General features: G+C 70.9%; 22 protein-coding genes. 10 read left to right on the forward strand and 12 right to left on the reverse strand.

Going from position 1 to position 26528, the window contains the following annotated elements:
* Window positions 1–138 precede the first annotated feature (138 nt).
* From MRBLWS13_RS18235 to MRBLWS13_RS18250, 4 genes are all read left to right on the forward strand, one after another.
* The gene (locus MRBLWS13_RS18235; protein ID WP_163620590.1) at window positions 139–540 is read left to right on the forward strand and encodes a cytidine deaminase; all 402 of its coding nucleotides are present in this window, start codon (window positions 139–141) and stop codon (window positions 538–540) included.
* Window positions 537–1835 (forward strand): thymidine phosphorylase, encoded by a 1299-nt coding sequence (locus MRBLWS13_RS18240; RefSeq protein ID WP_349426734.1) that lies wholly within the window; start codon window positions 537–539, stop codon window positions 1833–1835. The genes MRBLWS13_RS18235 and MRBLWS13_RS18240 overlap by 4 nt, the downstream gene beginning before the upstream one ends.
* A 93-nt stretch (window positions 1836–1928) precedes the next feature.
* Complete coding sequence (locus MRBLWS13_RS18245) at window positions 1929–3044, forward strand: adenosine deaminase (RefSeq protein ID WP_349426735.1); 1116 nt, start codon at window positions 1929–1931, stop codon at window positions 3042–3044.
* Between the two features lie 770 nt (window positions 3045–3814).
* Window positions 3815–4522 (forward strand): hypothetical protein, encoded by a 708-nt coding sequence (locus tag MRBLWS13_RS18250; RefSeq protein ID WP_349426736.1) that lies wholly within the window; start codon window positions 3815–3817, stop codon window positions 4520–4522.
* A gap of 232 nt (window positions 4523–4754) precedes the next feature.
* Here the strand turns inward: MRBLWS13_RS18250 and MRBLWS13_RS18255 are convergent, their stop codons facing one another.
* The 9 genes from MRBLWS13_RS18255 to MRBLWS13_RS18295 all read right to left on the reverse strand — a co-directional run bounded on the left by MRBLWS13_RS18255 (window position 4755) and on the right by MRBLWS13_RS18295 (window position 14160).
* Complete coding sequence (locus tag MRBLWS13_RS18255; protein ID WP_349426737.1) at window positions 4755–5819, reverse strand: SDR family oxidoreductase; 1065 nt, start codon at window positions 5817–5819, stop codon at window positions 4755–4757.
* Entirely contained in the window at window positions 5816–6814 is a 999-nt protein-coding gene (locus MRBLWS13_RS18260; RefSeq protein WP_349426738.1) for a bile acid:sodium symporter family protein, read from the reverse strand. The genes MRBLWS13_RS18255 and MRBLWS13_RS18260 overlap by 4 nt, the downstream gene beginning before the upstream one ends.
* Entirely contained in the window at window positions 6811–8241 is a 1431-nt protein-coding gene (locus MRBLWS13_RS18265) for an NAD(P)/FAD-dependent oxidoreductase (protein WP_349426739.1), read from the reverse strand. Before MRBLWS13_RS18265 ends, MRBLWS13_RS18260 begins: the two co-directional genes overlap by 4 nt.
* 145 nt (window positions 8242–8386) lie before the next feature.
* Window positions 8387–9541, reverse strand: a complete 1155-nt coding sequence (locus MRBLWS13_RS18270) for a mannitol-1-phosphate 5-dehydrogenase (RefSeq protein ID WP_349426740.1) — start codon at window positions 9539–9541, stop codon at window positions 8387–8389.
* The gene (locus MRBLWS13_RS18275; RefSeq protein WP_349426741.1) at window positions 9541–9978 is read right to left on the reverse strand and encodes a PTS sugar transporter subunit IIA; all 438 of its coding nucleotides are present in this window, start codon (window positions 9976–9978) and stop codon (window positions 9541–9543) included. The genes MRBLWS13_RS18270 and MRBLWS13_RS18275 overlap by 1 nt, the downstream gene beginning before the upstream one ends.
* 164 nt (window positions 9979–10142) lie before the next feature.
* Complete coding sequence (locus tag MRBLWS13_RS18280) at window positions 10143–11699, reverse strand: PTS mannitol transporter subunit IICB (protein WP_349426742.1); 1557 nt, start codon at window positions 11697–11699, stop codon at window positions 10143–10145.
* A gap of 43 nt (window positions 11700–11742) precedes the next feature.
* Complete coding sequence (ptsP, locus tag MRBLWS13_RS18285; RefSeq protein WP_349426743.1) at window positions 11743–13434, reverse strand: phosphoenolpyruvate--protein phosphotransferase; 1692 nt, start codon at window positions 13432–13434, stop codon at window positions 11743–11745.
* 1 nt (window position 13435) lies between these two features.
* Window positions 13436–13714, reverse strand: a complete 279-nt coding sequence (locus tag MRBLWS13_RS18290) for an HPr family phosphocarrier protein (protein WP_308868269.1) — start codon at window positions 13712–13714, stop codon at window positions 13436–13438.
* A gap of 89 nt (window positions 13715–13803) precedes the next feature.
* Complete coding sequence (locus MRBLWS13_RS18295; protein ID WP_349426744.1) at window positions 13804–14160, reverse strand: PTS sugar transporter; 357 nt, start codon at window positions 14158–14160, stop codon at window positions 13804–13806.
* Window positions 14161–14513: 353 nt separating this feature from the next.
* Here MRBLWS13_RS18295 and MRBLWS13_RS18300 point away from each other — a divergent pair, with 353 nt between their 5' ends.
* Window positions 14514–16454: a PRD domain-containing protein gene (locus MRBLWS13_RS18300; RefSeq protein WP_349426745.1), complete on the forward strand. Its 1941-nt coding sequence runs from the start codon at window positions 14514–14516 to the stop codon at window positions 16452–16454.
* 311 nt (window positions 16455–16765) lie between these two features.
* Here MRBLWS13_RS18300 and MRBLWS13_RS18305 read toward each other — a convergent pair whose 3' ends face one another.
* Both MRBLWS13_RS18305 and MRBLWS13_RS18310 read right to left on the reverse strand, forming a co-directional pair.
* The gene (locus tag MRBLWS13_RS18305; RefSeq protein ID WP_349426746.1) at window positions 16766–17716 is read right to left on the reverse strand and encodes a hypothetical protein; all 951 of its coding nucleotides are present in this window, start codon (window positions 17714–17716) and stop codon (window positions 16766–16768) included.
* 462 nt (window positions 17717–18178) lie between these two features.
* Window positions 18179–18763 (reverse strand): GNAT family protein, encoded by a 585-nt coding sequence (locus tag MRBLWS13_RS18310; RefSeq protein ID WP_349426747.1) that lies wholly within the window; start codon window positions 18761–18763, stop codon window positions 18179–18181.
* Window positions 18764–18948: 185 nt separating this feature from the next.
* On the opposite strand from MRBLWS13_RS18310, the gene MRBLWS13_RS18315 reads away from it, so the two are divergent.
* The 5 genes from MRBLWS13_RS18315 (at window position 18949) to MRBLWS13_RS18335 (ending at window position 24177) form a co-directional block, all read left to right on the forward strand.
* On the forward strand, window positions 18949–20496 hold the full coding sequence (locus tag MRBLWS13_RS18315; RefSeq protein ID WP_349426748.1) for an ABC transporter substrate-binding protein: 1548 nt from the start codon (window positions 18949–18951) through the stop codon (window positions 20494–20496).
* 123 nt (window positions 20497–20619) lie between these two features.
* Entirely contained in the window at window positions 20620–21579 is a 960-nt protein-coding gene (locus tag MRBLWS13_RS18320) for an ABC transporter permease (RefSeq protein WP_349426749.1), read from the forward strand.
* A complete protein-coding gene (locus MRBLWS13_RS18325; RefSeq protein WP_349426750.1) occupies window positions 21576–22448 on the forward strand; it encodes an ABC transporter permease in 873 nt (290 codons plus the stop codon). Before MRBLWS13_RS18320 ends, MRBLWS13_RS18325 begins: the two co-directional genes overlap by 4 nt.
* Window positions 22445–23272: an ABC transporter ATP-binding protein gene (locus MRBLWS13_RS18330; protein ID WP_349426751.1), complete on the forward strand. Its 828-nt coding sequence runs from the start codon at window positions 22445–22447 to the stop codon at window positions 23270–23272. The genes MRBLWS13_RS18325 and MRBLWS13_RS18330 overlap by 4 nt, the downstream gene beginning before the upstream one ends.
* Window positions 23269–24177 (forward strand): ATP-binding cassette domain-containing protein, encoded by a 909-nt coding sequence (locus tag MRBLWS13_RS18335; protein WP_349426752.1) that lies wholly within the window; start codon window positions 23269–23271, stop codon window positions 24175–24177. Before MRBLWS13_RS18330 ends, MRBLWS13_RS18335 begins: the two co-directional genes overlap by 4 nt.
* Window positions 24178–24459: 282 nt before the next feature.
* On the opposite strand, the gene MRBLWS13_RS18340 is transcribed toward MRBLWS13_RS18335, so the two are convergent.
* Window positions 24460–26478, reverse strand: a complete 2019-nt coding sequence (locus MRBLWS13_RS18340; protein WP_349429100.1) for a phospho-sugar mutase — start codon at window positions 26476–26478, stop codon at window positions 24460–24462.
* Window positions 26479–26528: the final 50 nt, after the last annotated feature.

Raw genomic sequence — 26528 nt, forward strand, 5'->3', positions numbered from 1 at the left:
GATGCCGAGCCGCGGCATCCGGACCCGCCGCCGCCGACCCTCCGGATACCCGGACAGTCGGACGGACGGTCCGGTGGGCTCGACGCAACGGCAGGGGACCCCTGTGACGCTTTCCCTCACCGTGAACGGAGTCCTGAAGTGACCGATATCGACTGGGACGAGCTGCGCGCCGCCGCGACCGATGCCATGCAGCGCGCGTATGCACCGTACTCCCGCTACAAGGTGGGAGCCGCCGCGCTCGTGACTGACGGGCGCATCGTCACGGGCTGCAACGTCGAGAATGCGTCGTACGGCGTGGGGCTGTGCGCGGAGTGCGGCCTCGTCAGCGAGCTGCAGATGTCGGGCGGAGGAGGCCTCGTGGCCTTCGTGTGCGTGAACGGCCACGGCGACACGATCATGCCCTGCGGACGCTGCCGGCAGCTGCTCAACGAGTTCGCCATCCCGGGCATGCTGCTCGAGACCGTCTCGGGCATCCGCACGATCGACGAGGTGCTGCCCGACGCGTTCGGCCCGCGGGATCTCGAGGAGGCGGCGCGATGACCGGTGACGCTGTCGAACCGTTCGACGCGGTCGACGTCATCCGCGGCAAGCGCGACGGCGGCGCCGTGGCGGAGCCGGCCCTCCGCTGGATGGTCGACGCGTACACCCGCGGCTACGTCGCCGACTCGCAGATGGCGGCGTTCGCGATGGCGGTGCTCCTCAACGGGATGACGCGCGACGAGATCCGCGTCATGACCGACGCGATGATCGCGTCGGGGGAGCGCATGAGCTTCGCGGGACTCGGCAAGCCCACCGTCGACAAGCATTCGACCGGCGGCGTCGGCGACAAGATCACGCTGCCGCTCGCCCCGCTGGTCGCCTCGTTCGGCGTGGCGGTCCCACAGCTCTCGGGCCGAGGGCTCGGTCACACCGGCGGCACGCTCGACAAGCTCGAGTCGATTCCGGGATGGCGCGCGGCGCTGTCGAACGACGAGATGTTCGCGCAGCTGCGCGACGTCGGCGCGGTCATCTGCGCCGCCGGCTCCGGGCTCGCGCCCGCCGACAAGAAGCTGTACGCGCTGCGCGACGTCACCGGCACCGTCGAGGCGATCCCGCTCATCGCGTCGAGCATCATGTCGAAGAAGATCGCCGAGGGCACCGACGCGCTCGTGCTCGACGTGAAGTTCGGCTCGGGGGCGTTCATGCGCGACGTCGACCGCGCGCGCGAGCTGGCCCGCACCATGGTGGCGCTCGGCACCGACTCGGGCGTCGCGACGACCGCGCTCCTTACCGACATGAACACGCCGCTCGGGCTCGCCATCGGCAACGCGAACGAGGTGCGCGAATCCGTCGAGGTGCTCGCCGGCGGCGGCCCCGCCGATGTCGTGGAGCTGACCGTCGCGCTCGCCCGCGAGATGCTCGCGCTCGCGGGACAACCGGACGCGGACGTCGAGGCGGCACTGCAGAACGGCCGCGCGATGGACGCCTGGCGCGCCATGATCAGCGCGCAGGACGGCGAACCGGATGCCGCGCTGCCCGCCCCGAACGAGACCCACACGGTCACGGCCTCCCAGGCCGGATACGTCACCGGCATGGAGGCACTGCCGTTCGGCATCGCCGCGTGGCGCCTCGGTGCCGGTCGCGCGCGGGCGCAGGACCCGGTGCTGCATGCCGCGGGCATCGACCTCCATGTCAAGCCAGGCGATCAGGTGGCTGCCGGCCAGCCGCTGTTCACCCTGCTCGGCGAGGATGACTCGCGCTTCGAACGCGCCCTCGACGCCGTCGACGGCGCGTGGCAGATCGGCGCCGAGGCGCCGGCTGCCGCTCCTCTCGTCCTGGAACGCATCACCGCCTAGGCTGGGTCAGTCCCGCGCCGGGGATCCGGCGCGGCGCCGGGTCGCGGCATCCGTCCTCCACCCCCACTCGCGATCGCAATCGAGGAGAAATCCATGCCCATCGACCAGCACGGCGACGCCATTCTCGACGGTCTGTCGCTCAGGAGCCTGCCCAAGGTGTCGCTGCACGATCACCTCGACGGCGGCGTGCGGCCGGCGACGATCATCGAGCTGGCCGATGCGATCGGGCTCGATGTCCCGGAGTCCGAGCCGGACGACCTGGCGGACTGGTTCGCCGAGAAGAGCGATTCGGGTTCCCTCGTGGAGTACCTGAAGACGTTCGACCTCACGACCGCCGTGATGCAGACCCGCGAGGGCCTCACGCGCGTCGCGCGGGAGTTCGTCGAGGACCTCGCCGCCGACGGCGTGATCTACGGCGAGGTGCGGTGGGCGCCCGAGCAGCACCTCGCGCGCGGGCTGTCGCTGGACGAGGTCGTCGCCGCCGTCCAGGAGGGCATCGAGGAGGGTGAGGATGCCGCTGAACGTCGGGGCAACGACATCCGCGTCGGTCAGCTGATCACCGCGATGCGTCACACCGACCGGTCGCTGGAGATCGCTCGCCTTGCCGTCGAGTGGCGCAACCGCGGCGCGGTCGGCTTCGACATCGCCGGCCCCGAGGACGGGTTCCCCGCCTCGAACCACCGCGCTGCGTTCGACTACCTCGCGTCGGAGTTCTTCCCCGCGACCGTCCACGCCGGTGAGGCGGCCGGGCTCGAGTCGATCCGCTCGGCGCTCATCGACGGCCGTGCGCTGCGGCTCGGCCACGGCGTGCGCATCGCCGAGGACCTCGAGGTCGTCTCCCGCGCCGGCGAAGAGGTGCTGGTGCAGTTCGGCGACCTCGCCCGCTGGGTGCGGGACCGCGAGATCCCCCTCGAGCTGTCGCCGTCGTCCAACCTGCAGACGGGCGCGATCGAGCGCTGGGGCACGACGATGGAGGACCACCCCTTCGACCTGCTGTACCAGCTCGGCTTCTCGGTGACCGTGAATGTCGACAACCGCACCATGAGCCGCACGTCGCTGACACGCGAGCTCGCGCTGCTCGTCGAGACCTTCGAGTACGGGCTCGACGACCTCGAGGCGTTCCAGCTCAACGCCGCGGCCGGCGCCTTCCTCCCCGTGGAGGAGCGCGAGGAGCTCATCGACCTCATCGCCGAGGGCTTCGACGCGTAGTCGTTTCGCAATCGGAGAGCGGATGCCTCGGCTCGAGGCATCCGCTCGTTCGTGCGGCGCCGTGCAGCCGCGGGTCTCTTGCGCAGGCGCGGTCCAGGATCCGCGGGTCTCTTGCGCAGGCGCGGTCCAGGATCCGCGGGTCTCTTGCGCAGGCGCGGTCCAGGATCCGCGGGTCTCTTGCGCAGGCGCGGTCCAGGATCCGCGGGTCTCTTGCGCAGGCGCGGTCCAGGATTCGCGGGTCTCTTGCGCAGGCGCGGTCCAGGATCCGCGGGTTCTGGGCGCGAGGAGCCTGGGATTCCTGGACCGGACCCAGGTGCGAGCAGGTGTGCCGAGGTATGCGGTCCAGGTTTCGCAGGTTCCGGAGGCCGGGTCCCTGGGATTCCTGGACCGGACCCAGGTGCGAGCCGGACCGCCGAGCGCACGCGCGCCGGCGACGCCGTCGGATAGCGCCTCCTCCACAGCGAGGTGAACTGTGGCGATGCGCACAGATCAGGTCAGCTGGGACCAGACCGCGCGGCCGCTGCGCTGGACTCGGGTGTGTGACGACAAGGGAATCCCCGTTCGGCAGCGAGCCGTTCCGGGTCGGCGACGCCATTGCCCGCGGGGTCGGGCGCGGAGCGCTCGACGGACCGCTCTTCGAGCGACCTTTCCACGGAGTCCGCGAGTGGCGGCATGTCGACGAACTCGACGCGCGCCCTCCGGCGCAGCTCTCGCGGAGCGAGCTTCGGTTGCGCGCTTTCCGAAGGCGCTGCAGGCAGTTCGCTACGCGCATGCACGAGAGCGACTTCTTCAGTCACTCCACCGCGCTGATCCTCCACGGGGCACCGACGCCCGACGCGTGGGACGAGGTGATTCACGTCTCCGCGATCAGACCGCGGAATCCCGCCCGTACGAAGACCGTCGTATCGCACCGGCTGGCGACGCGAGAGCCCGCCTCGCAGCGGGTGGCGGGACTGCGCCTCGAAGCGCCGGATCGGGCCTGGGTGCAGGCATCGGCTCATCTCTGCGATGTGGAGCTCATCGTTGCAGCCGACTTCCTCGTCGCGCGCCGCCGGCGGCTGGCCACGATCGATCAGCTGCGCGCGGAGGCGTCGAGGGCGCGATGCGCCCGACTGCAGCCGCTGCTCGACCGGGTACGCGAGGGTTCGGAGTCGCCTCGGGAGACGAAGCTCCGCTTGGAGCTGACCGATGCGGGACTGCCTGAGCCGGAGTTGGCGCTGGAGTTGATCCGGCCCGATGGCGGCCTCGCCGCGCGCCTCGACCTGGCGTACCCGGCGTACCGTGTCGCCGTCGAGTACGACGGTCGACAGCACGCCGAAGATGTCTACCAGTTCGCGCGCGATGCCGACCGGTGGCGAGACATCGCCGAGCTCGATTGGCAGCTGGTCAGAATCCTCCATCACCACGTGACGCCCGACCCGAGCGTCGCCATCGACCTCGTCCGCCGGGCATTGGCGCGCGCGGGATGGCGTCCTTAGCTGTCGCGACATCGGATGTGGCCCGGATACGCAGGCGCGACCGAGTTGAGTGCGGTCCGGGTTGTGCAGGTTCTGGGTCCCGGAAACCTGAGATTCCTGGACCGCTGGGTGTGCAATCGCGCTACCGAGTTGAGTGCGGTCCGGGTTGTGCAGGTTCTGGGTCCCGGAAACAGGAGATTCCTGGACCGAGCGGCTGAGAACGGCGGATGCCTCGGCTCGGGGCATCCGCTGCTCAGCGGCGTGCGACGCCGGGATGCGTGGCCAGGTACGCCTCGAACGCCTCGGCCGAGGTCTTGCTGGGCGTGTAGCCGAAGTCCTGCTTGAGGGCGCGGTTGGCGAGCACCGGACGATGGCGCAGGAAGCCGACCTGCTCGGGGCCGTGGACGGTGAGGCGCAGCATCCGCCCCACACGGAGGCCGAAGCCGAGGACGCCGGCGGGCACGGTCACGACCGGCTTGCCCAGGCGCTGCGCGATCTCCGGCACGGTGACGCGGCCGTCGCCGGCGACGTTGTAGACCCCGGGGGGTCCGTCGGTGGCCGCGCGCGCCATCGCGGCGGCGACGTCGTCGACCCACACGAAGACGAACGGCGACTCCGAGCCGCGCACCTTGAGCAGCGCCCGGCCGTCCCAGAGCGCGGTGATCTGGTTCTGCACCGTGGGACCGAGGATCGTGCCGATGCGGAACACCACCTGCTCGAGCTCGGGGTGCGCGGTGCGGTAGCCGGCGAGCAGCTGCTCGACGAGGCGCTTGTGCTTGGAGTATGGGAACTCGTCGTTGCCGCGCACGGGGTCGGACTCGCGCAGCCACTCGGGATTGTCGGCGTGGTAGCCGTACGCGGCTCCTGACGACGACACCACGACGCGCCGCACACCGGCCTCGACACAGGCCTCGAGCACGTGGCGCGAACCGTCGACGTCGACGCGGTACTCGAGGTCGTGGTCGCGGCCGGGATGGACGATCGCGGCGAGGTGCACGACGACGTCGATGCGGTGACGCTCGAGCAGCGGCACCAGTCCGGCGGCGCGCGTCACGTCGCAGTCGTCGTACACGACTCCCTCGATGGGATGCTCGGGCCGCCGCACGTCGCCCGCAACGACCAGGTCCACGTCCGGGTGCGCGACGAGCGCTGCGGCCACGTGCGACCCGAGGAAGCCGGCGCCGCCCGTGACCAGCACCCGCACGCGCTCGTGGCGGACGCGGTGCGCAGCGGGATCGGTCACGGTGATCGGCTGCGTCGAGAGGCTGCTCAGCGCGGCGGCAGCGCGCGCCGCGCCGGTGTGCCCGGCGCGGCTCATTCCGGTGCTCCCGCCGAGGCGCCGGGTTCCGCGGCGCCGGACCGGGGGTTCCCGCTGCGCACCGCGTGGCGCGAGGCGTCGCCCTTCGCCGACCCGGTGCGCCGCCTGGTGTGGCGGGCCCAGAGGCCGGCGACGGCGAGACCGGCGATGATGTCCCAGATGCCCCACCAGCCGGCCACGATGGCCATGCCGCCGAGGCCGCCGAAGAACGCGAAGACGAGGCCGAGACCGAGACCCGCATTGCGGATGCCGACCTCGAACGTCATCGCCTTGCGCTCCCGGGTGCCGAGGCCGCCGACGACGGCGGTCGTGTAGCCGATGCCCAGCGCCACGGCGTCGTGGATGGTGACGACGAGGACGATGATGCCGAGGAACGCCACGAAGTAGGCCCAGTTGCCCGCGAGCGCGGCAACGATGAACCCGACCAGCGCGATCAGCGAGAACCACTTCACCCACGGCTGGACTCTTCCCGCGAAGACCGGGAACCGGTTGCGGATGAACAGGCCGAGGGCGAACGGCACGCCGATGATGAGCAGGATGTCGCCGAGCATCGACCACGGGTTGAGCTCGACCGCGACGAGCAGGTCTCGCGCCGTGGGGTGGAGCGACCCCCAGAACGCGACGGAGAGCGGCAGCACGAAGATGTAGAGGAGGTTCGACACCGCCGTCATCGACACCGACAGCGCGACGTTGCCCCCGGAGCGGTGCGTGAGCACCTGCGAGATATTGCCGGGCGGGCAGCAGGCGACGAGGATCATGCCGAGCGCCATGGACGGTGTCACGGGCAGGATCAGGGTGAGCCCGAAGGTCACCGCCGGCAGCACGACGAGCTGAGCCAGGATCGCGATGACGAAGGGCTTGGGCTTGCGGGCGACGACCTTGAAGTCGTCGATGGTGGTGTCCAGCGCGATGCCGAACATGATGAGCCCGAGCACCACGTTGAGGATGACGAGCGTCCCGGGATTGAAGTTGAGCAGGACGTCGTCCGGGTTCATGCCGTCACCTTCTTCTCAGCGGCGTGTGAACCGCCGCCTTGCACGCCTGCGCCCTGCACGCCGACGCTCTTGCGGACCAGGCGGCTCCGCCGCGACGGCCGGGTGGCGGCATCCGTCCTCAATGCCTGCGTGGCAGCGCGGACGGCGCGGCGGTAGGCGTCCTTGTTGACGTAGTACGACATGCGTTCGAGGCCGAGGTAGTGGTACCCGCCTGTCAGGTCCGGCCAGGGTTCGCTGATGACCCTCGTGCGGAAGGCCGCGGCGCGGTCGGGGTGGCGCTCGAGCGCCGCGAGGTAGGCCGCGATGAGCTCGGCCTGCTCGTAGCGCCCCTGCCAGCCGATTCCGGATGCCTCGATCATGCCCATCACGTAGAGCCCGTTGAACGACGGGGTGAACGCGTTGAGGAAGAGGCGCGGTGCCATGCCGCTCCAGGCGAGCGCGCTGCGATCGACGAATGGGTAGTCGAGCTTGTAGCCGGTGGCGAGGAGCACGGTGTCGTACTCGCCCGACGAGCTGTCGCGGAAGCGGACGGTGCGGCCGTCGAAGCGGTCGATGTCGGGCACGATGCGCAGGTCGCCCTGGCCGAGGTGGTTGAGGATGAGCGTGTTGACGATCGGGTGCGACTCGTAGATCTTGTAGTCGGGCCTGGGGAAGCCGAACCGCACCGGGTCGCCGGTGAAGGCGCGCAGCACCCGCGTGTCGACGAACTGCTTCAGTCGCGCGGGCAGCGGCCGCCCCTGGTTGAGCGTGTCGGACGGCTTGCCGAAGAGATACCGTGGCACGAAGTAGTAGCCGCGACGCGCGCTCATGTCGACGGATGCCGCGTGATGCACGGCGTCGACGGCGATGTCGCAGCCGGAGTTGCCGGCGCCGATGATGAGGACGCGCTTGCCGGTCAGCTGGGTCGCGGACTTGTAGGCGCTGGTGTGCAGGAGCTCGCCGCTGAACTCGCCGCGGAACGCCGGGACGTTCGGCTCCGCGAGCGTGCCGTTCGCGAGGATCACCCCGTCGTAGCGCTGCTGCGTCGCCTCGCCCGTGCCGCCGGCGTCACCGCCGGTGCCGGTGGCCCGCAGCATCCAGCCGCCGTCTTCCGTGCGGTCGAGCGACGTGACCCTCGTGTCGAAGCGGAAGTGCTCGGTCAGCCCGAAGTGGTCGGCGAAGTCGCGGAAGTATGTGATCAGCTCACGGTGGCTCGGGTAGTCCGCCGTGGTGCGCATGGGGAACTCGGAGAACTCCGTCGTGGTCCGCGACGAGATGAGGTGCGCGGAGTCGTACATCGTCGAGCGCGGGTTCTCGATGTCCCAGAGGCCGCCGACGCCGCGTGACGCCTCGAACCCGTCGAAGTCGATCCCGGCCTTCTGCAGGGCGCGGGCTGCCGACAGCCCCGATGGCCCGGCGCCGATGATGGCGTAGCGGTGGTCGCTCATTGATCCTCACGTTCGTCGATGCGCACGTCCTCGTGCCGGCGTGACGATTCCGCCGACAGAACACTAAGCGTGAAGCGGCATTAACCGAAATCGGTGCGCGGCGGATGAGCGTAGCCCGACCGTGCGGCTCAACCTGCGAACACGCTCAGCCCGCGAGCTCGGCCTGCCGTGCAGCGACGACCGCCTCGACCTTCGGGAACAGTGGATGCTGCGGCTCGAGGCCCGTGACGGATGCCGTGAAGCCGGCAGCATCCTGCTCCCGCAGCATCCGCTGCAGGTCCACCGACTGGGCGTCCTCCGTGTCGTCGAACGCGAGCGCCGCACCCATCGCGGCGACCAGTGCGTCGACGCCGAGACCGCGCTCGGCGGCTTCGGCGGCGGGGCCGACGAACCGCTCGTGCCGCGACAGCTTGCGCAGCGGCTGGCGGCCCACGCGCCACACCGTGTCGGGGAGGGCGGTGTTGCGGAAGCGGCTCAGGATCGTGGCACGGTACGCCGCCAGCGACTCGGCATCGAGTCCGTGCTTGGCCTCGAGCAGCGCCGAGGTCTCTTCGAGCGCCGCCTCCACCCGCGCCGCCAGCGCCGGGTCGGAGAGAGCCTGCGCGATCCCCTCGACGCCCGCCTGGGCACCGAAGTACGCCGTCGCGGCGTGCCCGGTGTTGACCGTGAAGAGCTTGCGCTCGATGTACGGCTCGAGGTCGTCGACGAAGTGGGCGCCGGGGATGCGGGGAGGGTCGTCGCCGAACGGCGGCCGCTCGATCGCCCACTCGAAGAACGGCTCGACGGTGACGTCCACGCCGCCGCCCTCGGGCTGGCCGGGCACGATGCGGTCGACCGCGGTGTTCGCGAACACGGCGCGTGAGGCGAGTGCGTCCCAGGCATCGCCCGCGAGCGCCTTGATCTCGTCGCGGAGCAGATCGGTGGCGTTGATGGCGTTCTCGCACGCCATGATCTGCAGCGGAGGGCTGGACGGATCGCGGAGGGCGAGCCCACCGACGATATGCGGCGCCACGAACTTCAGGATCGTCGGTCCGACGGCGGTCGTGACGACGTTGGCGCCCGCGATCTCCTCCACGACGAGCTCCGGATGCTCGGCGCTGTTGATCGCCCGGAAGCCGGTGACGACCGTGTCGCGGCCGCCGTCGCCCACCTCGTGCACCGTGTAGCGGGACGCGTGGTTGATCGCGTCGACGAGCGGTGCGGCGACATCCGAGAACACGAGCTCGTACCCGCCCTCGTGCAGGAGCAGCCCGACGAAGCCGCGGCCGATGTTGCCCGCACCGAAGTGGACGGCCTTCATCAGACGCCCGACGCAGACACCAGGCCGAACAGCTCCTCGGGCGTCTGCGCCTGCTTGAGGCGGGCGACGTCGTCCTCGTCGGAGAAGAGGATGGCGATCTGGGACAGGATCTCGAGGTGCTCGTCGCCCTTGCCGGCGATGCCGACCACGAACGTCACGGGGTTGCCGTCCCAGTCGACGCCGCGGTCGTAGCGGACGACCGACAGCGCGGACTCGAGGATCTCGCCCTTCGTCTCGTTCGTCCCGTGCGGGATCGCCAGCTCGTTGCCCATGTAGGTCGACACGGTCTGCTCGCGCTGCAGCATGGCGTCGTAGTACGCGCCGGTGACCGCGCCGGCGGCCTGCAGGATGTCGGCGGCCTCCTTCATCGCCTCGTCGCGCGTCGCGCTCCCCGAGTGGATGCGCACCTGGCCGATGCTCAGAACCTCGCGTGCCATGTCTTCGCCTTTCGCCGTTGTCTCGTTCTGTCGTCGTCACTCGTCCTGCCCGGGGGACGGATGCCGCCCCCGGCGTTCCCGCCGGCCGCGGCGTGCGCACGACCGGAGCGAGGGCGATGGGGCCGGGGGCATGAAGCGCCCGCCCGGCCCCACCGCGGTCTCAGCTACGCACCATCCTTGTGCTGCGACCGCACCAGGTCCACGACCTCGTCGTATCGCGGCGAGTTCATGAAGTTGTCCACCGACACGTGCACCGCGGTGGGCGTCTTCTGCCGCGCCCGGTCGGTGAGCTGGTTCTGCGTGATGACCAGGTCGGCCGAGGCATCCAGGTTCGCGATCGCCTTGTTGACGACCGTGACGTCCTCGATGCCCGCCTTCTTGATCTTGTTGCGCAGCACGCTCGCGCCCATCGCCGACGAGCCCATGCCCGCGTCGCACGCGAACACGATGCTCTTGATCTCGCGCTCGGTCATGGTCGCCGGCTCGATGCCGCCCTCGGCTCCGGTGGCGGCGCCGCCCCGCAGCCCCGAGAGCGCGTCCGAGGACTTGCCCTTGGCGGCCTCGGTCTGCGTGATCGCCGCGCCGAAGGCGTCGTCGGTCGCCGCCATCGCCGCGAGGTCGCGCTTGCGCGAGGCCCGGAGGATGAGTGCGGCGATCAGGAAGGTGACGGCGGCCGACAGGATGACGGACAGGATCACTGCGAAGTACGCCCCCTGCGCCGTCTGTGCGAGCACCGCGATGATGCTGCCCGGTGCCGCCGGAGCGCGGAGCGCACCGCCCAGCAGCATGTTCGTCGTGACGCCGGTCATGCCTCCGCCGATGAGGGCGAGGATCAGGATCGGCTTCATCAGCGCGTACGGGAAGTACACCTCGTGGATGCCGCCGAAGAACTGGATCACGGCCGCGCCCGGGGCCGAGGCGCGTGCCGCGCCGAGCCCGAAGAACGTGAACGCGAGCAGCAGCCCGACACCGGGGCCGGGGTTGGCCTCGAGCAGGAACAGGATCGAGGAGCCGGTGTCAGCGGCCTCCGAGACGCCGAGCGGCGTCAGCACGCCGTGGTTGATGGCGTTGTTGAGGAAGAACACCTTCGCGGGCTCGATGATGATGCTGGTGAGCGGCAGCAGGTTGTAGTCGACCAGCCAGTTCACGGCGTTGCTGAGGACCTGCATGATGCCGTTGACGAGCCAGGCGATCGGGTAGAACCCGACGATGGCCATCACGAAGCCCCAGATGCCGGCCGAGAACATGTTGACGAGCATCTCGAAGCCCGCCTTGATCTTGCCCTCCCAGAGGCTGTCGAGCCACTTCATCGAGTAGGCGGCGATCGGGGCCATGATCATCGCGCCGATGAACATGTGCACCTGGCCGAGCTGGTTGTCGGCGGGGAGGTCCGCGTTGATCTGCGCGATCAGCAGGTCGGAGCCGGCGATCGCGCCCATCGTCGCGATCGACGCCACGACGCCACCGCGGATGCCGTAGATGATGCTGCCGCCCGTGTAGGCGATCAGCAGCGGGAGCAGGTAGTGGATGAACGGGAGGACGATGGTCGCCAGGTCCGCGTTGGGTGTCCACCCGACCCCGATGAAGAACGCCGTGAAGATGCCCCACGCGATCAGAGCCGGGATGTTCGGCATGATCATGCCGGACAGGAACGTGCCGAAGCGCTGGACTCCGACCCGTGCCTTGCTGGTGCCCGATGCGGGCACAGACGCCGTTGTCATTTTGCTGTCTCCTTCTTCTGGTTGTGCCGCAGCTGCGGGCGGCCTATCGGGTGGCCGCCGTCTGGGCGGTTGTGCGTGCGCTGCCGGCCGCGGCCTGCTGCGCCGCGGTCCTAGCGGATCCCGCGTCGGACGCGGCGAGGGCGGCTGCGGCGATGTGGCGCGCCTGGTCGACGGTGTGCTGCAGCAGGGTGGCGCGCACGTCGGCGAGCGCCGTGGGCGCCATCGACAGGCTCGTGGCGCCGAGGCCGACGAGCACCACGGCCAGGAGCGGATCGGCTGCCGCCTCGCCGCAGATGCCGACGGGCTTGCCGTGCGCCCGGCCGGCGTCGCCGACCTCCCGGATGAGCCGCAACACTGCGGGGTGCCACGGGTCCTGGAGCGACGCGACCGAGCCGAGCAGCCGGTCGGCGGCCATCGTGTACTGCGTGAGGTCGTTGGTGCCGATCGACGCGAAGTCGGTGTACGACAGGATCCGGTCGGCCAGCAGCGCGGAGGAGGGCACCTCGACCATGACCCCGGCGGTCTTGATGCCGTAGTCGCGGGCGATGTCGGTGAAGTACTCCGACTCCTCGACGGTGGCGACCATCGGCGCCATCACCCAGAGGTCCGCGTCGGTGGCGGCATCCGCCTCGGCCAGCGCGGTGAGCTGCTCGCGCAGGATGTCTTCGCTCGCCCGCAGCGCCCGGATGCCGCGGAGCCCGAGCGCCGGGTTCTCCTCGTGGGCGTCGTTGAGGAACGCCAGCGGCTTGTCGGCACCGGCGTCGAGCACGCGGACGACCACCTTCTTGCCGGGGAACGCCGAGAGCAGCTTCGTGTACGCCTCGCGCTGCTGCTCGACGGTGGGTGCCTGCGCCGAGCTCAGGAAGAGGAACTCCGTGCGGAAGAGCCCGACCCCCTCGGCGCCGAGCGCCACCGCGTCGATCGCGCCTTCGGGCTTGCCGAGGTTCGCGAGCAGCGGCACCGGCGTGCCGTCGGCGAGGGCGCCGTCGGTGATCGGCGCGGACGACGCGGATGCCCGGTCCTCGGCGCGGCGCTCCGCCCGCTCGAGCTCGTCGGGCGTCGGCGCCGTCGTGACGACGCCGGCGGCGGCATCCACGATCACCGTCTCGCCGTCGCGCAGGTTCTTGGCGTCGACCGCGCCGACGATGGCGACGATCGACTTCTCGCGGGCGAGGATCGCCGTGTGCGACGTGGGGCCGCCCTCGGTGGTCACGAGCGCCAGCACCTTGTCCAGGTCGAGGAGGGCGGTGTCGGCCGGCGCGAGATCCTTCGCGACGAGGACGAACGGATGCCCGGGGTCGGGCACGCCGGGAGCCGGCTCGCCGCGCAGCCGCGCGATGACGCGCTGGGCGACGTCGTCGAGGTCCGCCGCGCGCTCGCCGAGGTAGCCGCCGAGCGCGGTGAGCTGGTCGCGGAACGACGCGAACGCGTCGAACACGGCGAACTCGCCCGTGCGGCCCTGGGCCAGCCGGGTGCCGACCTCGTCGGCGAGGGTCGGGTCCTCGGCCATCATCGCCTGCGCCTCGAGCACCTCCTGCGCGGCGCCGCCCGCCTGCGCCCCGCGGGCTTCGAGCTCACGGGCGACGGCGGCCACGGCATCCGTCACCCGCGCCTTCTCTGCGTCGACGCTCAGCGTGCTGGGCGCGTCGGACGGCGCCGGTGCAGGCTCCGCCATCCGCGCGACAGGTCCCTGGGCGACGCCCAGGCCGATTCCGACACCACGCAGCTCGGTCATCTCAGGCCTCCGCGTCGTGGTCGGTGGTGAGCAGCTCGGCGAGGGTGTCGAGCGTGGCGTCCGCGTTGTCGCCGTCCGCCGTGAGGGTCACGTAGTCGCCCTGCTCCACGCCCAGCGCGATGACGCCCAGGATGCTGGCCGCGTTGACCGGGCCGCCGGCATCCTTCGCGATCGTGATCGGGATGCCGGCATCCTTCGCCGCCTGCGCGAAGAGCTTCGCGGGGCGCGCGTGCAGCCCGTGGGCCGATCCGATCCGGACGGTGCGGGAGATGGGAGGCATGTCGTGACCCCTTTTCTTGGATCTGGTTCAGGAGTTCTGCTGGATCTCGTTCAGGACTGCGCTGTCGTGAGCTCGTGGTCCGGGGACGGTCAGTCGGGGGCGTCGTGCGCGCCCGCCTCCGCGGCCGGATGCGGCCCCCCGGGGCTTCCGGTCGCGGCGCGGACCAGCGCGAGGGTGCGGGTTCCGTCGCGATCTCCGAAGATGTCGGATGGCAGCAGCACCACGGTCGTGCCCCGTGCGGCGGCATCCCGCTCGATGCGCTCCAGCGCGTGAGCGAGATGCGGCCCGACCAGGACGACGTCCGCGGCATCGAGATCGATGGGCAGGGACTGCTCGGTGCCGGCGAAGGCGGAGTAGTCGAGCCCCTCGGCATGTGCCGCGTGACGCACGCGCTGAGCGACGAAGGTGCTCGAGGCACCCGCTCCGCAGACCACAAGGATCCTCATCGACCCGCCTCCTCACTGGCCATTCTTGTGAGAACGCTGAGAGGGGACAACCACTCCTTCTTCCGCAGGGGCGGAAACGCGCTGCGTCGTGCGGCGGGTTCGGGGCGTTCCCCTTGCCCAACGACGGGTTCCGGTCGTTGAGCGAGCGAGGAACGAGCGAGACGAAACGCCTCGGGCATGAGTCCGGCGTGCGCGGGTTCGCCGCGTGCGCTTTGCCCAACGACAGGTTCCGGTCGTTGAGCGAGCGAAGCGACTGGGGCTGGGGCTCCCGGCGCCGGTTCCGGTCGTTGAGCGAGCGAAGCGAGACGAAACGCCTTGGGCCTGCGTCGGCGTGCGCGTGGTTGACTGGGGAGGTGACCCGGGCCCGGCAAGATCGCGTGCTCGGACTGCTCCTGCGCGACGGCGACTGGGTCACGGCATCCGCCCTTGCCGACGCCCTCGGTGTGACTCCGCGCAGCATCCGCTCCTACGTGACCGCCGCCAACGCGCGCGTGGCGCCGGGCACGGCGGTCGAATCGGGGCCGCAGGGCTATCGGGCAGGGGCCGAGGCCGCTGCCGCCGTGCGAGCGGGCGGCGACGCCGGCACGCCGCGCGACCGGCTCCACACCGTTGTCCGGGCACTCCTCGACGCCCCCGACGGCATCGACGTGTTCGAGACCGCCGACGCGCTGCACGTCTCACCCGCGACGCTCGACGCCGACCTCGCGCGGGTGCGCGGGCTGCTCGGCGGGACCGAGCTCACCCTCGAGCGTTCGGCGTCGCGCGCCCGCCTGCGCGGCACCGAGGGTGCCCAGCGGCGGCTTCTCAGCAAGCTCGCCCACGACGAGATGGATGCCGGATCCTTCGACCTCGCCGCCCTCCGGCGGACGCTGGGCGAGGGGTCGGTCGGGGCCGAGGCCTTCGGCCCGTTCAAGACCGAGCTGGTGGCGCGCCTGGGCGAGCTCGGGTGGTTCGTCAACGAGATCGGCATCGCCGACGTCGTCATGCACATCGCGATCGCCGCCGACCGCACCGCGCGCAACCGGCCCCTCGACGCGATCGGCTCGGACGCCGGCGAGCGCCCCACGCAGACGCAGGTGGCGGCCATCATCGAGGAGCTCTCGGAGCGGCATCTCGGCGTGCGGCTCGGCAGCGCCGACCTGCAGCACTTGGCGACCCTCGTGCTCACCCGCGTCGTCGCTCCCGACGGACTTGCGGGAACGGCATCCGCCACCGCGCCCTCGACCCTCGACCCCGAGGTGGAGGCCGCGGTGCGCGACGTCGTGACCGCCGCCGCCGACGAGTTCCTCGTCGACATCGCCCACGACGACTTCGTGGTCCGCCTGGCGCTCCACGTCCAGAACCTGCTGCACCGCGCGCGGGAGCAGGCGTGGTCGCGCAACCCGCTCACGCGCTCGCTCAAGTCGACGTATCCGATGATCTTCGAGGTGGCCGTGTTCATCGCGAGCCGCCTGCAGCAGCGCCTCGGCATTCCGCTGCCCGACGACGAGATCGCCTACATCGCGATGCACGTCGGCGGGCGCCTCGAGCGCAGCCGGCGTGCCGACCAGCTGCTGACCGCGACCATCGTGTGCCCGGGGTACTACGACCTGCACGAGCTGCTGCGCTCCAGTGTCGATCGTTCGCTCGGGCAGGCCATCGAGGTCGTCGGCGTCGAGACGCGCGTCGATCCCGCCTGGGCGTCGATCGACACCGACCTCGTGCTCACCACCATCGACCCGCCCGTGACCAAGGAGCGGATCGTGCGCATCCAGCCGTTCCTCACCGACGCGGACGTCGAGCGCGTCCAGGCCGCGGCAGGCCGCATCCGTCGCTCGCGGCGGCTCGCGAGGCTGCGCGCCGAGCTCGAGCGCTACTTCGAGCCCTCCGCCTTCGTGCGTGGGCTCGACGATGCCGCGGCCTCCGGCGAGGAGGGGGTGATCCGTGCGCTCGGGGCGCTTCTCCTCGAGCGCGGGGTGATCGACGCCGCGTACGTCGAGCGCACGATCGAGCGCGAACGACTCTCGTCCACCGCGTTCACCGACGCCCTGGCGGTGCCGCATGCCCTCGAGATGACGGCATCCCGCACGGCCATCGCGATCGGGATCGCCGACCCCTCGATCGCGTGGGGCGACGGGCGGGTGCAGGTCGTCGCGCTCGTCGCGTTCTCGGAGACCGATCGCGAGGCGTTCCAGACCGTGTTCGAGCAGTTCGTCGAGGTGTTCAGCGAGCGCGACAGCGTGCAGCGGATCGTGCGCCGCGGCACCGACTTCAACGCCTTCCTCGACGAGCTCGTCGCCGTCATCGACGGCTGACCCGCGGCATCCGGCATTCTTCTCGGGTTCGGGGCGCACGGCGGTGGGGGCTTCGGGTTTGGGGCGCACGGCTGACGTTCGGGGCGTGCGGCGTGCGCCCCAACTGCGCGCGGTGCGCCCCAAACGCGGCAGTGGACGGATGCGGCGACCCGGTGTCGAGTGACGGCACGGCACGGCGCGGTGCGGCCTTCGGGTTTGGGGCGCACGGCGGAGGGGCGTCGGGGCTTCGGGTTTGGGGCGCACGGCGGACGTTCGGGGCGTGCGGCGTGCGCCCCAACTGCGCGCGGTGCGCCCCAAACCCGGGTAGGGCGTCAGTGCGGAGGCCGGATGCGGAAAGCCTCGAGCCGCGTTCTCAAGTCCGCGGCCGTCGTGAGGTGGGGCCACCCCCACCGCGCGTACGGGCGCTGCGTGGTCCCGCGGATCCAGTCTTCGCGCTGCTTCTCCTCGTCGAACACCTGTGACGACGTTCGGCCGTCGAGGATCTTCCCGTCGACGTACTTGATCGCCCCGTCGAACTCGCCGAAGGCGTGGGCGTCCTCCAGACCGAAATCGACGAAGTACGGATGGATGCCTCGCCCCGGCACCGGAACTTGCAGCTCGATCACGCGGAAGCCGATCTCGCGGAGCCGGACCCGGCTGATGCTCTCGCCTGGCAGCTGCGCATGCCCATCGGCGAAGTCGAGGACACGGCGAGCCCGCGTGAGACCGTGGGCCGATCGCTGAGCGATCACGAGCGACGCCTGCCGGAATCGTTCTGCGCCATCGAAGTCGTACTCGCCCGGACCACTCACGAATTGCTGGCGGAGCGCGGCGTCAGCCACAGTGACCGCCTGCTCGAACGAGGCCGTGCGCGCGATATCGGACACGGTGCGTGCGAGCGAGGTCACCGTCAATCCGTCGATCTCGACGACGTCACCGTCCGTGAGTTCACCGCGGTGGCGGATCACGCCGCCGGCGGCGCCTGGTCGTGCGTCGGGTGCGATGACGTGCACGCGACGGGGATCTGCCCGATAGAGAGGCAGTCCATGTGCGGCGGCCGCCGTTTCGTGCGACGCAACCGGCGGCGCCGCGGCGGTGAGCGCGAGGGCACGAGCGCGAGCTACGACGCGGATCTCGGGCTTGGCGGCTTTCCAGTCCGCAGCGCGGACGTAGATCGCGAGGCGAAGGCGCATGAATTCGCCTGCTCGGACGGCCGAGTCGAGCTGCCGGGCCGTCATCGTCGCCAGAAGTTCGTCGCGTCGGAGAAGGACGAGGTGAGCCACACCGCGAGTCTCGGACGAACGCAGCCTCAGTGTGGGCCGGAATGGCGGCCTGTGGACAACTACCCGCCTGGGGAGGAAGGGCGCCGGGGCTGCGGCATCCGTCCCGCACATCCGGCAGTTGGGGCGCGCGGCGAACGTTCGGGGCGTGCGCCGTGCGCCCCGAACGTGCGCGGTGCGCCCCAAACCCGGAACGCCCGGGCGGGGAGGGGGAGGAACGACGATGCCGCGGACCACGGCGAACGTTCGGGGCGTGCGCCGTGCGCCCCATACCCGGAACGTCCGGGGGGAGGGGGATGAACGACGGGTGCCGCGGACCACGGCGAACGTTCGGAGCGCGCGCCGTGCGCCCCAAACCCGGAACGTCCGGAACGTCCGGGCGGGGAGGGGAGGAACGACGGATGCCGCGGACCACGGCGAACCGACGCGGCAGCATCGGGGTCAGCAGACGCCGCAGCGGCCGGGTCAGCCGCGGGCGAGGCGCTCGGTGAGGCCGAGGCGCACCGCGGGCCATTCGTGGGGGAGGATCGAGAACACGACGGTGTCGCGGAGCGTGCCGTCCGGACCGAGCCGGTGGTTGCGCAGCACGCCGTCCTGCCGGGCGCCGAGCCGGGCGATCGCGGCGCGGGACTGCAGGTTGTGCCAGTGCGTGCGGAATTCGACTGCGATCGCGTCGCACGCCTCGAACGCGTGGCCCAGCAGCAGCAGCTTCGACGCCGTGTTGACCGCGGTGCGCTGCGCCTCCCGGCCGAGCCAGGTGTGCCCGATCTCGACGTGGCGATTCGGCTGGTCGATGTTGCAGAAGGTCGTCGTGCCCACCACGCGTCCGGTGTCCAGGCGGCGGACCGCCCACGGGTTCATGTGGCCCTCGTCGCGCCACGCCAGCCGCTGCGCGATGTCGGCGGCGACCCCGTCGGGACGCGGCACCGACGTGTACCAGGTGTGCTCCAGGCCGACCGCGGCCGCGGCGAGGTCGGCCTCGTGCTCGGGGGCGAGCGGTTCGAGGCGCACGTACGCGTTCTCCAGCGCGATGGGCAGGGTGAGCAGCATCCTCCGAGCCTAGGGCTCGATGTGCTTGTCGCCGCGTCGACATACTTCGCAATTGTTCGGCCGATCGGAGCCTCCCGCTCGGGGGCCGACCTAGGCTCGAACGGTGCGTTCATTCGGGCGCATGCACAGCGAAGAGGACTCCAACCACGATGAAGACCCAAGAGCTCGTAAAGACGAGACGGCGAGTGATCGCCCCCATCGCACTGGCACTGGCGGCGACCATCGGACTGGCGGCCTGCGCGCAGGGCGAAGCGACACCCGAGACGAGCAGCGCCGAGGCGACCGGACAGTTCACCTACGCGATCGCGAGCGACCCGACATCGCTCAACCCGATCAACGTCGGCGACCGCTGGGGCCTGACGGTCACGAACCTCGTGTACTCGCCGCTCGCGCGCGTCGAGGGCGACGGCACGGTCGTCAACGAGCTGGCCGAGTCCATCGAGCCCGCCGACGACGGCCTGTCGGTCACCGTCACCCTGAAGGACGGCCTGACCTGGTCCGACGGCGAGCCGCTCACGGCCGACGACGTCGTCTTCACCTACACGAACAAGGCGGTCCGCGAGAACGGCAACGCCGACCTGCTGTGGATCGGCGACCAGCCCATCACCGCCGAGGCCACCGACGAGCGCACCGTGGTCTTCCACCTGCCCAGCGTCAGCGCGGCGGCGCTCAGCAATATCGCCACCGAGACGTACATCATCCCCGAGCACGTGTACGGCGACGTCACCGACTTCTCGGTCTCGGAGCTCGACCCGATCGCGGTCGGCTCCGGCCCGTACAAGCTCGCCGAGTACGAGCGCGGCCAGTACCTCACGTTCGAGGCGAACGAGAACTACTACGGCGAGGCGCCGAAGATCCCCGAGGTGACGCTGCGCATCGTGTCGGACGCCGACACGGTCAAGACGGCGCTGCAGACCGGTGAGGTGGACGCCTCGTTCGCGACCCCCGACCAGGTCGCCGAGCTCGAGGGTGCCGCGCTGAACGTGAACCCGTACGCCGAGGGCCGCGTCGCCTACCTCGGTCTCAACGCCGCGAAGCTGACCGACCCGAAGGTGCGCCAGGCGATCTTCTTCGCCCTCGACCGCGACGAGATCAACACCGGCGCGTTCCTCAGCGAGGACTACTACGAGAACGCCTACACGATCCTTCCGCCGAGCAACGCCTACGCGACGGAGGACGTCGAGCAGTACCAGCAGGACGCGGATGCCTCGGCCGCCCTCCTCGAGGAGGCCGGCGTGTCCGACCTCACGCTCACGCTGGCGTACGCGAACTCCGATCCCGCGCAGACGACCGAGGCGACGCTGATCCAGCAGCAGCTGCAGGATGCCGGCATCACCGTGGAGCTCGCGGGCATCGAGCCGGCCGCGGTCTTCGAGGAGATCCAGAAGGGCGCCGACTCGCAGTACGACGCGTTCCTCGGTGGCTACATCATGGGCCAGGACCCCGACGCGTACAGCCTGCTCTACCGCACGGGCGCCTCGGCGAACTACTTCTCGTACTCGAACCCGGCGACGGACGCGCTGTTCGACCAGGGCGCCGTCGAGCTCGATCCCGACGCGCGTGCGTCGATCTACGCCGATCTGCAGGCGCAGATCGCCGAGGACGCGGTGGTGTTCCCGCTCGCCGACAACCTCAAGATCCTCGCTGTGAACCCGCGGATCGGCGGCGTCGAGGACGCCAAGCTCGTCCCGATCTACACCTTCGAGAACTTCGGGCTTCTCACCGAGCAGTGAGCGACGGACGTCACGGGCACCCGCCACGGGTGCCCGTGACGTCGTCATGTTCGGCAGGTCGCTCCCGGCGACCCGGCTGCGCCGAGTCCGAGCATCCGTCGCCCTCGTGGGGAAAGGAGAACGATGGCGGTCTACATCCTGCGCCGCCTGCTGCAGGTCATCCCGATGCTGCTCCTGGTGACATTCGTGGTCTTCCTGCTGCTGCACGCGGCGCCCTACGACGTCGTCGACGCGATCACCACGCCGCAGATGTCGGAGGAGACCGAGGCGGCGATGCGCGCCCGCTACGGCCTCGACCAGCCGATCGTCGTGCAGTACGGGCTCTGGCTCGTCAACGTGCTGCAAGGCGACCTGGGGTACTCGCTCGTGAGCCGGCACTCGATCGCCGAAGAGCTCGCCGCCCGCATCCCGAACACGATCATGCTGGTGGCGCCGGCCTACCTCGCCGCCCTCGTCATCGCCGTGGTGCTCGGCCTGATCGCCGGCTCGCGTCGGGGCACGATCGTCGACAAGACGATCGACGGGCTCGCCGGCATCGGCATCGCGACGCCGTCGTTCTGGTTCGCGCTCCTGGTCATCTACGTCTTCGGCTACCAGCTGCGCTGGTTCCCGATCATCGGCATGCACTCCGTGGGCAAGCAGGGCGATCCGGTCGACTTCCTGATGCACTTCGTGATGCCGTTCCTGGTGCTCGTCGTCGCGTTCTTCCCCGAGTTGGCCCGGTACGTGCGCTCCGCGACCATCAGCCAGCTCTCGCAGGACTACGTGCTGGTGCAGCGCGGCTTCGGCGCCTCGCGCCGTCAGGTGCTGACCCGCCACGTCGGCCGCAACGTGATGCTGCCGATCATCACGCAGCTGGGTCTCGCACTTCCGATCCTCGTCACCGGCGCCATCGTGACCGAGTCGATCTTCGGCTGGCCCGGCATCGGCCCCTACTTCCTCACGGCGACGCGAAGCCTCGACTACCCGGTTGTGCTCGCGGTGCTGCTGCTGTCCGCGGTGCTCGTCATCGTCGGAAACCTCATCGCCGACATCCTCTACGTCGTCGTCGACCCGCGTATCCGGATCGGAGCGGGCTCATGACCGCCACCACTCCCAACGTCGCCGCCGCCATCGATGCGAACACCCTCGTGCATCGCGCGCGGTCGTTCCGCTCGGTGGCGGCCCTGCTGGCCATCGCGTTCCTCGTCGTCGTCGGTGCGGTGTCGCTGCTCGCCCCGCTGCTGCCGCTGGATCCGACCTCGACCGACCTCGCGATCCGCTGGCAGCCGCCGAGCGCCGCGCACTGGTTCGGCACCGACGAGCTCGGGCGCGACTACTTCTCGCGTGTCGTCTACGGCGGACGCATCTCGCTGACCGTCGGCATCCTGGCGATGATCGCGGCCACCGCGATCGGCGTCGTCGTGGGCCTCGTCGCGGGGTACGCCGGCGGCCGGATCGACGACCTGCTGATGCGGTTCGTCGACTTCCTGTCGTCGATCCCGTGGATGGTGCTCGTGATCGTCGCCAGCGTGTTCCTCAAGCCGGGGCTCTGGACCATCATCTTCGTGATCGGCGCGTTCTCGTGGATGGCGACCGCCCGCCTGGTGCGCGCCGAGACGCTGACGCTCCGCGAGCGCACGTTCGTGCGCTACGCGCGCTACATCGGCGTGCGGCGCGAGCTCGTGATGTGGCGGCACGTGGTGCCCGACGCCGCGCCGACCATCATCGTCGCCGCGACGGCGAGCATCTCGACCGCGATCCTCACCGAGTCGGCGCTGAGCTTCCTCGGCCTCGGCATCCAGCCGCCGATGGCGTCGTGGGGAAGCCTCCTCGAGTCGGCGCAGGGAAGTCTGCAGACGGCGCCGTACCTGGCGCTGATCCCCGGCATCCTGATCCTGCTCACGGTGCTGTCGTTCAATGTGCTCGGCGATGCGCTGCGGCAGTCGGTCAGTGAAGGGGGTGCGTCATGACGGTCCCCGCGACGACTTCCCCCGGCGGTGACGTGCTGCTGAGCGTCGAAGGCCTCGACGTCGACCTCGCCGGCCGCACCGGCGGTCGCGTGCGCGTGCTCGACGACGTGTCGTTCGAGGTGCCGCGGGGCCGCGTCGTCGGCATCGTCGGCGAGTCCGGGTCGGGCAAGACGATGCTGCTGCGCGCGCTGATGGGCATCCTTCCCGAGGGCGCCACGCGCGAGTGGCGCCACGTTCTCCTCGACGGCCGCGAGGTCACCGCGGCGATGTCGCGGGAGCGGCTGCCGGCGGCGATGGTCTTCCAGGACCCCATGACCTCGTTCAACCCGCTCGTGCGCATCGGCGCGCACCTCACCGAGGTCGCGCAGCGGTTCCAGCGCGTCGGGCGGCGGCAGGCGACGGCGCTCGCACGCGAAGCGCTCGTCGCGGTACGCATCCCCGAGCCCGACCGTGTGCTGTCGCGGTACCCGCACGAGCTGTCGGGCGGGATGCGCCAGCGCGCGATGATCGCGATGGCCCTCCTCGCGAGGCCGGAGCTGCTGCTCGCCGACGAGCCGACGACGGCGCTCGACGCCACGATCCAGGCGCAGATCCTGGCGCTGCTGCGCGCCCTGCAGGCCGAGCGCTCGCTGACGGTGCTCATCGTGACGCACGATCTCGCCGTCGTGGCGGCCGTCTGCGACGAGGTGCTCGTGATGAAGGACGGTCGCATCGTAGAGTCCGGCGACGTCGAGCGCGTCTTCCGCGAGCCGCAGCATCCGTACACGAGGGAGTTGCTGGATGCCGCGCCCGACGCGCCATCGGCAGGGGAGGGGGACGCATGACCGGGCAGCCGACGGACGATCTCGTCCGGGTCGAGGGACTCGTGAAGACCTTCCCGCTGCGCAACGCCTGGGGACGCACGACCGGCACGGTGCGCGCCGTCGACGGCGTCGACCTCACCATCCGCCGCGGTGAGACGCTCGCCCTGGTGGGGGAGTCGGGGAGCGGCAAGTCGACCCTGGGGCGCTGCATCCTGCAGATGGACGAGCCGACCAGCGGCACCGTCACGTACGACGGGGTCGAGCTCACGACGCTCGCCCGTGCCCGGCGCGCGCCCTACCACCGGTCGATGCAGGTCATCTTCCAGGATCCGTTCTCGTCGTTGAACCCGCACCGCACGGCGCTTCAGAACGTCTTGGAGCCGCTCACGGTGCTCGCCCCCGACGCGGATCCGCGCGCGCAGGCGATCGAGGCGCTCGCCGCCGTCGGGATCGACGGCGACGCCGTCCACCGTCGTCCGCGCGCGTTCTCGGGCGGTCAGCGACAGCGCATCGTGATCGCGCGGGCCATCGCCATGCGTCCGGGATTCGTGGTGTGCGACGAGCCGCTCTCGGCGCTCGACATGTCGATCCAGGCGCAGGTCACCGAACTGCTGCTGCGCCTGCAGCGCGAGCTCGCGCTGACGTACCTGTTCATCTCGCACGACCTCTCCGTGGTGCGAGAGATCGCGACGCGCACCGCCGTGATGAACCGCGGCCGCATCGTCGAGCTCGGCCCGACCGCCGAGGTGTTCGCGTCGCCGCAGCACCCCTACACGCGCCATCTCCTCGACGCCGCGCTGTCGACGGAACCCGTGCAGGCGCGACGCCGTCTGGAGCGCATCTCGACGCGACCGGAGCCGGTCGGCCTCGAGCCCGACGGCGCCGCGCTCGCCGAGATCACGCCCGGCCACTTCGTGCTGCGCTGACGAGGGGCTGAAGTCTTCGCGGTCGTCCGGCGCGTTTCGTCTCGCTCGTTCCTCGCTCGCTCAACGACCGGGGGCGGCAGCGGCCGAGACGAAACGCGGCGAAGTCTCTGCGATCGTCCGGCGCGTTTCGTCTCGCTCGTTCCTCGCTCGCTCAACGACCGGGGGCGGCGAGGTTGCGGTCGTTGAGCGAGGGAGCGGCAGCGGCCGAGACGAAACGCGGCGAAGTCTCTGCGATCGTCCGGCGCGTTTCGTCTCGCTCGCTCAACGACCGGAGGCGGCGCGTCAGCCGCCGTACTCGACGAGCAGCGCCCGGGCGCCGTCCGCGAGCGCGGCGACCCGCGCGGCGGCGTCGTCGCGGGACTCGCCGCGCACGTCGAGGTAGAGCTTGAGCTTGGGCTCGGTGCCGCTCGGCCGCACGATCACGCGCGAGCCGTCCGCCAGCCAGAGCCGCAGGACGTCGCCCGGCGGGAGGTCGTCGAACCCGTCCTGCAGATCGTCGATGCGGTCGACCGCGACATCCCCGATGGATTCAGGATGCCGCGCCCGCAGCGCCGCCATGATGCTCGAGATCTGCGACACGTCGTCGACGCGGATCGACACCTGGTCGCTCGCGAAGGCGTCGAACTGCTCCTCGAACTCGGCGAGGAGATCGCCGAGCGTCGCGCCACGACCGCGCGCCTCCGTCACCATGCCGAGCATCGCCACGGCGGCCGAGATGCCGTCCTTATCGCGCACGGTGCCCGGGTTCACGAGATAGCCGAGCGCCTCCTCGAATCCGAACACGATGCCGGGGGCGCGGGAGATCCACTTGAACCCGGTCAGCGTGGCGTGGAAGTCGAGGCCGTAGTGCTCGGCGACGGCCTGCAGGCCGGGGGAGGAGACCAGCGAGCAGGCGAGCGATGCGCCGTCGGGGGCCGGGCCGTCGGCCGTCGCGAGCTGCGCGGCGCGCCACCCCAGCAGCAGGCCGATCTCGTTGCCGGTCAGCCGTCGCCAGCCGCCTTCGGCGGAGTCGTCGGGCAGGGCGACGGCGAGCCGGTCGGCGTCGGGGTCGTTGGCGATCACGAGCTCGGCGCCGGTCTCGCGGGCGGCGTCGAAGGCGAGATCCATCGCGCCCGGTTCCTCGGGGTTCGGGAACGCGACCGTCGGGAAGGCGCCGTCGGGCTCGAGCTGCGCCGACACCGGCACCGGCGCCGGGTAGCCGGCGGCCTCGACGATGCGCGACAGCGTCTCCCAACCGACGCCGTGCATCGCGGTGTAGACCCAGGTGAGACCGTCCGCTCCGGCCGGCGCCGGGGCGACGGCGGCGGTCGCCGCGATGTAGTCGTCGACGACGCTCTCGGCGGCCACCTCGAAGGCGAGCGAGCGGGGGAGCGTGCTGATGTCGCCGGCCTCGGCCACCCGTGCGATGTGCGCGGCGATCTCGGCGTCGGCGGGTGAGACGATCTGCGAGCCGTCGTCGGCGCCGCCCAGGTACACCTTGTAGCCGTTGTCGTCGGGCGGGTTGTGGCTCGCGGTCACCATCACGCCGGCCGCGGCGCCGAAGTGCCGCACCGCGAACGCGAGCACGGGGGTCGGGAGCAGGCGGGGGAGCAGGATGGCTCGCAGGCCCGCGCCGGCGAAGATCTCGGCGGAGTCGCGCGCGAACACGTCGGAGTTGCGACGACCGTCGTAGCCGATCACCACGATCGGGGCCTCGTCGAGGATGCCGGGAACCTCCGGCCCCTCCGCCTCGAGCGCATCGGTGGACGGCGGCTCGGTGAGCTCCGGTGCGTCGGGCATCGCTGCGGCGGCGGCATCCGGTGTCTCGGTCCCCGCCTCGACCTCCGCGGCGGCGTCCGGTGCCTCCGCAGCGCCCCCGGCGGCATCCGCTGCGCCCTCGGCGCTGGCATCCGCTACGCGCTCGGCGGCGGCATCCGCTGTGCCTTCGGCGACAGCCGCGTCAGCGTGCTCCGGGTCCACCGACGCGTCCTGCGCCGCAACGTCGCCGTCGGCATCAGCCTCCGTGCCGGCGGCGTCCGTCGCGGCGGACGCCAAGGGCCCAAGCCCGGTCTGCTCGCGCACATACGCGGCGAGACCCGCGGCCGCCTGGGCGACGAGCACGCGGTTCATGCGGTTGCTGCCGGCGCCGAGCGCGCCCCGCAGGCCCGCAGTGCCGAACGCCAGGCGCGTCGAGAAGCGGTCCACGAGCTCGTCCGCGGCCGCCGGATCGCCGGACTCCGCGGCCTCGATCAGCGCTCGCAGTTCGGTGCGCGTCTCGCCGTCGGGGTCCTGCGCGAGCCACGCGTGCGCGCGCTCCAGCACGCCGGTGGCGGCATCCGACCCCGCCGGAACCTTCTCGGGTGCCGGCTCCT

The sequence above is a fragment of the Microbacterium sp. LWS13-1.2 genome, assembly GCF_040144835.1.
Classification (GTDB): domain Bacteria; phylum Actinomycetota; class Actinomycetes; order Actinomycetales; family Microbacteriaceae; genus Microbacterium.

Bases quoted from the DNA above. Each gene is read 5' to 3' on its own strand.
- MRBLWS13_RS18240 (WP_349426734.1), top strand. From the start codon at position 537: ATGACCGGTGACGCTGTCGAACCGTTCGACGCGGTCGACGTCATCCGC.
- MRBLWS13_RS18310 (WP_349426747.1), bottom strand. From the start codon at position 18,763: ATGCTGCTCACCCTGCCCATCGCGCTGGAGAACGCGTACGTGCGCCTC.
- MRBLWS13_RS18275 (WP_349426741.1), bottom strand. From the start codon at position 9,978: ATGGCACGCGAGGTTCTGAGCATCGGCCAGGTGCGCATCCACTCGGGG.
- MRBLWS13_RS18290 (WP_308868269.1), bottom strand. From the start codon at position 13,714: ATGCCTCCCATCTCCCGCACCGTCCGGATCGGATCGGCCCACGGGCTG.
- MRBLWS13_RS18320 (WP_349426749.1), top strand. From the start codon at position 20,620: ATGGCGGTCTACATCCTGCGCCGCCTGCTGCAGGTCATCCCGATGCTG.
- MRBLWS13_RS18335 (WP_349426752.1), top strand. From the start codon at position 23,269: ATGACCGGGCAGCCGACGGACGATCTCGTCCGGGTCGAGGGACTCGTG.
- MRBLWS13_RS18325 (WP_349426750.1), top strand. From the start codon at position 21,576: ATGACCGCCACCACTCCCAACGTCGCCGCCGCCATCGATGCGAACACC.
- MRBLWS13_RS18260 (WP_349426738.1), bottom strand. From the start codon at position 6,814: ATGAACCCGGACGACGTCCTGCTCAACTTCAATCCCGGGACGCTCGTC.
- MRBLWS13_RS18255 (WP_349426737.1), bottom strand. From the start codon at position 5,819: ATGAGCCGCGCCGGGCACACCGGCGCGGCGCGCGCTGCCGCCGCGCTG.
- ptsP (WP_349426743.1), bottom strand. From the start codon at position 13,434: ATGACCGAGCTGCGTGGTGTCGGAATCGGCCTGGGCGTCGCCCAGGGA.
- MRBLWS13_RS18250 (WP_349426736.1), top strand. From the start codon at position 3,815: ATGCACGAGAGCGACTTCTTCAGTCACTCCACCGCGCTGATCCTCCAC.
- MRBLWS13_RS18270 (WP_349426740.1), bottom strand. From the start codon at position 9,541: ATGAAGGCCGTCCACTTCGGTGCGGGCAACATCGGCCGCGGCTTCGTC.
- MRBLWS13_RS18245 (WP_349426735.1), top strand. From the start codon at position 1,929: ATGCCCATCGACCAGCACGGCGACGCCATTCTCGACGGTCTGTCGCTC.
- MRBLWS13_RS18295 (WP_349426744.1), bottom strand. From the start codon at position 14,160: ATGAGGATCCTTGTGGTCTGCGGAGCGGGTGCCTCGAGCACCTTCGTC.
- MRBLWS13_RS18280 (WP_349426742.1), bottom strand. From the start codon at position 11,699: ATGACAACGGCGTCTGTGCCCGCATCGGGCACCAGCAAGGCACGGGTC.
- MRBLWS13_RS18265 (WP_349426739.1), bottom strand. From the start codon at position 8,241: ATGAGCGACCACCGCTACGCCATCATCGGCGCCGGGCCATCGGGGCTG.
- MRBLWS13_RS18330 (WP_349426751.1), top strand. From the start codon at position 22,445: ATGACGGTCCCCGCGACGACTTCCCCCGGCGGTGACGTGCTGCTGAGC.